Raw genomic sequence first — 4,009 nt, 5'->3', positions numbered from 1 at the left:
GCTCTGCCAGCGTCAACAGCCGCTCCGCCTCCGGGCGTTGGTGCGCGTCCCGCAGCCGTACGTGCACCGCCCCCGCCCCTGGCAACACGCACGCGGCAGCGACGGTTCCGCACCCAGCAGAGGACGAATCCTGGATCCGGTTCCGCCGCATGCGGCGAGCGGTGATGGTGTCGCCGTCGCCGAACCAGTCGCTTCTACCTGGAGTGCGCCCTTGACGACCTGACTCACCGTCGGTCGTGTGCGCTAATCCCTGTTGGTTCGAACGACGGGTGCTGCTATGGTCAGGTCCATGATCATTAAGGGGAGGGGAACGAGTATGCTGAAAAGCAGAGCCGCTGCCGTCGGCGTGGCGAGCACGGCCCTGGCACTGGGCGCCACCCTCGGGCTCGCGGGCACGGCGAGCGCGGCCACTCCGCAGGGGGTTTGTGGCAGCGGATACACGGTCCGGGGCTCGCACAATCTGGGCAACGCGACGGTCTACCTGCTCCGTAACGGTACGACTGCCTGTATCACCACCCTCAAGACCGGATCGGCCATCGGCAACTCGGTCGAGATCGGCGCCTGGATCGGCGACGAGACCGGCTACAGCAGGGCTGATGTGGGCAAGTTCGGCACCTATGCGGGCCCGATCAAGTACAACTCCAGCTGTGTGTTCTGGGGCGGCCACTACGGTTCGACCAGCTGGTACGACAAGACGCCCTGTTAAGGCCCGCCTTCAAACGGCCCTGCCCAGAGCAGGAATGACACGAGCCTGACCGCTGCCTCGTAAGAGGTGGCGGTCTTCTCGTCTCTGTTGCCGACACCGGCCGCCGGCTGCGCGCCCCTGCCGCCCGCATCGGCTTTGGGCCCGAGGAAGGTCCTCGCCCAACTCGCCGACCGGGTCCGCACGGACGCCGACCGCGCCCTGCCGGTCGACACCTTCACCCCGACGCTGACAGAGCGCCCTTCACATGAGGGCGATGTCCTGTACCCGGGGTTCGGGGGTGCTGGACATCGTCGCCATGGACCGCTCGCGACGGCGGACGACGGCTGCGGTCCCGTCCGCCCCACTCGCTCGGCAACGGCGAGGCGGTCGTCCCTGACGCGCTGCTGCACTACCGCAGCGGCTACGCCGACGGAGCCTTCGCCTCGTGGCAACTTCGTACGACTTCCCCAGGACCTGACCGACGCTCAGGACGAGCCGCGGTCCGCTTCCGTCGGTACCGCGCTGAACAACCGTGGTCGGGGTGCTCGGGGTCATGGTCAGGGCGACGGTCAGGGTGTGTCGCCGGAGTAGTGGAAGCGGCACATCACACCCGGGCCGAGTGTGCGGGGTTCGCCGGGGTGCGGGTCGTACAGCGCGCGGCCGCCGGGCCACCGCGACAACTCGGTGGACAGGGCGGCGCCGTCGTCGACTTCCTCCGGTCGCCATCCCGTGATGTCCAGCAGCAGTCCGTCCAGCGGCCCGCCTATGAGCGCGGCATACGTCCGGTGCGGCAACGGGCCGGGGTCGGGGTCGTCGTGGTCGTGGCCGTACACCCGGCCGCGCAGCAGTTGCTCGTCTCCGTTCATCCGACCAGCCTTCCATCCGCCACTGACAACGGGCCCGCGGTTGCTCACCGGGCCTTCGTACAGCGAGGCCGGCAAGGCGTCGTAGCGCGCTGACCTGACTTGCCGTGGTCGGGGTGATGGTCCGGCGTGGTCGGGCCCATGATCGAAGGGGCACCCACCGCTCGGTTGCGGACGGAGGGGCTGGGTGGAAGGCATGGGTCTGTGACGTGGACGCAATACGAGACCAACCACTACGCTCAGCTCCAGCCCCAACCGGCGGCTGGAGTCAACGCATAGAGCCTCCACCGATCCCGGAGCGGTTCAGGGGGCGCCGCTGACGGCGGGCCCGACCATGGGAATCACGAAACCGAGCTTCATCGCGAAAGTCTCCTCGAGCAGGATCGTTCGCCAACATTGATATCCGACATCAGCGATTCGGTGATCCATTAACCATTGTCAGGGCGCGCGGCGCCCTGTTCGCCGACTGCTCGACCTCGGGGCTCAGCCGGTGAATTCATTGACGCCGAGGGCGAAGTCCCAGTGGCCAACCCCGTTGCCGGCAAGGCCCATCGTGACCAAGCCCATTCCTTCCAGCCAGTGCGCCATTTTCAGGCCGCCGACGTCCAGCGGGCGCAGCCCGAGGCTCTCGATGAATGCCGCCACGCCTGCCTTGGCCTGCGCATTGTCGCCGGCGATGAAGACGTTGGGCCGGCCCTTCTCCAGGACATTACGGAAGATGGTGTTGAACGCCTTCACCACGCTGACGCCGGCCGGGGCCACCTTGGCGACTTCCTGCGCGATCGAGGTCTCCTCGCTGTGGGCCAGTCCGTCGAACGTGGCGTTGAAGGGGTTGCTGATGTCGACGATGACCTTGCCCGCGAGGGCGTCTCCGTACTCGGCGACGACCGGAACGACACCGTCGTACAACAGGGCCGTGATGACGATGTCCCCGGCTGGGACGGCGCCCCACTTGCCCGTCGTCGCGCCGCCACCCAGAGCCTTGGCCAGGTCATCGGCCTTGGACTGATCGCGTCCCATGACCTCGACGGTGTTGCCGCCTGCCACCGCGAGTGTGCCGATGGTACGGGCCATGTTCCCCGTACCGATGAGGGTGATGCTACTCATGAGGTGTCTCTCTTTCTGTTCTCGCTTGTGTTGCTCTGTCTCGTTCGTGCCGGGTCAGGCGCAGGGCGTCGGCCGCGATGTTTCTGGGCCAATTGCCGCGGCATTCCTGGCGCGTGGTTCAGATGGCGGTGGTGCCGCCGTCGGTGACCAGTTCCAGGCCGTTGACGTAGCTGGAGTCGTCGGAAGCGAGGAACAGGGCGACGGTCGCGATTTCTTCGGGGCGGCCCATCTTTGCGCGGGGGATGAGGGACTCGAATGCGGCCTTGGTTGCCTCGTCGAACAGTTCTTCCTGTTTGGCGGTGGCGACCTGGCCGGGGGTCAGGACGTTGACCCGGATCTTGCGGTCGCGCAGTTCGTTGAGCCAGACGCGGGCCCAGGCCTGCTGGACGGCTTTGCTTCCCGCGTAGAGGCTCCAGCCGGGGAATGCGCCGAGGGAGGCGTTGGATCCGGTCATGAAGATCGAGCCGTTGTCGTTGATCAGCGGCAGTGCCTTCTGCACGGTGAACAGGGTGCCGCGCGCGTTGAGCCAGAAGGCGCTGTGGAACTGTTCCTCGGTGATCTCGCCGAGGACGGCAGGTTCGCCCATCCCGGCGCTGGCCCACAGCACGTCGATCGAGCCCTTTTCTCGCTTGACGGTGTCGTACAAGCGGTCCAGGTCGTCCAGGTCGGACGCGTCACCCTGGACGGCGGTGACGTTGCGGCCGATCAGCTTGACGGCGTCGTCCAGTGCTTCCTGCCGCCGGGCTTGGATGAAGACGTGCGCTCCTTCCTCGACGAACAGTTTGGCGCCGGCCAGTGCCATGCCGGTGGATCCGCCGGTGATCACCGCTACCTTGCCATCGAGCTTTCCCACGATCACTCCATTGAATTGATGGGCATCCGAAAAGGTGTGCTCATTCTGGGCCTGGGCCCTGCTATCAAGTTCCGATGTCGAATTCTTGTGCCGAATTCGCTTCAGCCAGGTACCTATTCAGGTTGCCATTCGCCTGAGTGGGTGTCCAAGACCTCTTTTAACCGTGGTGATGCCCTGAAGGCATCACCGGACCGGGTGGTGCCATGGATCTGGACCTGCGCAGATTGCGTTACTTCGCCGCCGTGGCCGACCGGTTGTACTTCGGCCGCGCCGCCGATGAGCTGCATATCGCGCAGCCGGTGCTCAGCCGGCAGATCCGCGCGCTCGAGAAGGATCTCGGCGCCTCGCTGTTCACCAGGGATCGCCACGGCGTAGCGCTGACCGACGCGGGCCGACAACTGCTGGCCTCCGGTGGGCGACGCGCCCGGCCAGACCCTTGCGGCCGCCCCGAGAGAGCAGCAGCCTGAGGGCATGACGGACAACTCGACACGTCTCGACCAT

4 protein-coding genes and 1 pseudogene are annotated in these 4,009 nt (G+C 66.4%); 2 read left to right on the top strand and 3 right to left on the bottom strand.

Translation table 11 applies throughout. The features are described from left to right. Positions 1 to 316 precede the first annotated feature (316 nt). Positions 317 to 706: a serine/threonine protein kinase gene (locus AB0I18_RS51690; protein WP_363112829.1), complete on the top strand. Its 390-nt coding sequence runs from the start codon at positions 317 to 319 to the stop codon at positions 704 to 706. 548 nt (positions 707 to 1,254) lie between these two features. Here AB0I18_RS51690 and AB0I18_RS51685 read toward each other — a convergent pair. The 3 genes from AB0I18_RS51685 to AB0I18_RS51675 all read right to left on the bottom strand — a co-directional run bounded on the left by AB0I18_RS51685 (position 1,255) and on the right by AB0I18_RS51675 (position 3,508). Then, the gene (locus tag AB0I18_RS51685) at positions 1,255 to 1,551 is read right to left on the bottom strand and encodes a hypothetical protein (RefSeq protein WP_363112828.1); all 297 of its coding nucleotides are present in this window, start codon (positions 1,549 to 1,551) and stop codon (positions 1,255 to 1,257) included. A gap of 480 nt (positions 1,552 to 2,031) precedes the next feature. Next, entirely contained in the window at positions 2,032 to 2,655 is a 624-nt protein-coding gene (locus AB0I18_RS51680; RefSeq protein WP_363112827.1) for an NAD(P)-binding domain-containing protein, read from the bottom strand. A 118-nt stretch (positions 2,656 to 2,773) separates the two neighbouring features. Further along, positions 2,774 to 3,508, bottom strand: coding sequence for an SDR family oxidoreductase (locus AB0I18_RS51675; RefSeq protein WP_363112826.1), 735 nt, complete (start codon positions 3,506 to 3,508; stop codon positions 2,774 to 2,776). Positions 3,509 to 3,711: 203 nt separating this feature from the next. Here AB0I18_RS51675 and AB0I18_RS51670 point away from each other — a divergent pair. After that, positions 3,712 to 3,912 (top strand): annotated as a pseudogene (locus AB0I18_RS51670) (LysR family transcriptional regulator); the annotation flags it as partial. Between the last annotated feature and the right edge of the window lie 97 nt (positions 3,913 to 4,009).

The sequence above is a fragment of the Streptomyces sp. NPDC050704 genome, from assembly GCF_040654355.1.
In the GTDB taxonomy this organism is placed as follows: Bacteria; Actinomycetota; Actinomycetes; order Streptomycetales; family Streptomycetaceae; genus Streptomyces.
Note: the sequence above shows the minus strand (reverse complement) of the source record. Positions and strands in the feature narration are given on the sequence as shown.

What these genes read in the sequence shown, in the direction of transcription:
- AB0I18_RS51690 (WP_363112829.1), top strand. Translation starts at nt 317, where the DNA reads ATGCTGAAAAGCAGAGCCGCTGCCGTCGGCGTGGCGAGCACGGCCCTG.
- AB0I18_RS51685 (WP_363112828.1), bottom strand. Translation starts at nt 1,551, where the DNA reads ATGAACGGAGACGAGCAACTGCTGCGCGGCCGGGTGTACGGCCACGAC.
- AB0I18_RS51680 (WP_363112827.1), bottom strand. Translation starts at nt 2,655, where the DNA reads ATGAGTAGCATCACCCTCATCGGTACGGGGAACATGGCCCGTACCATC.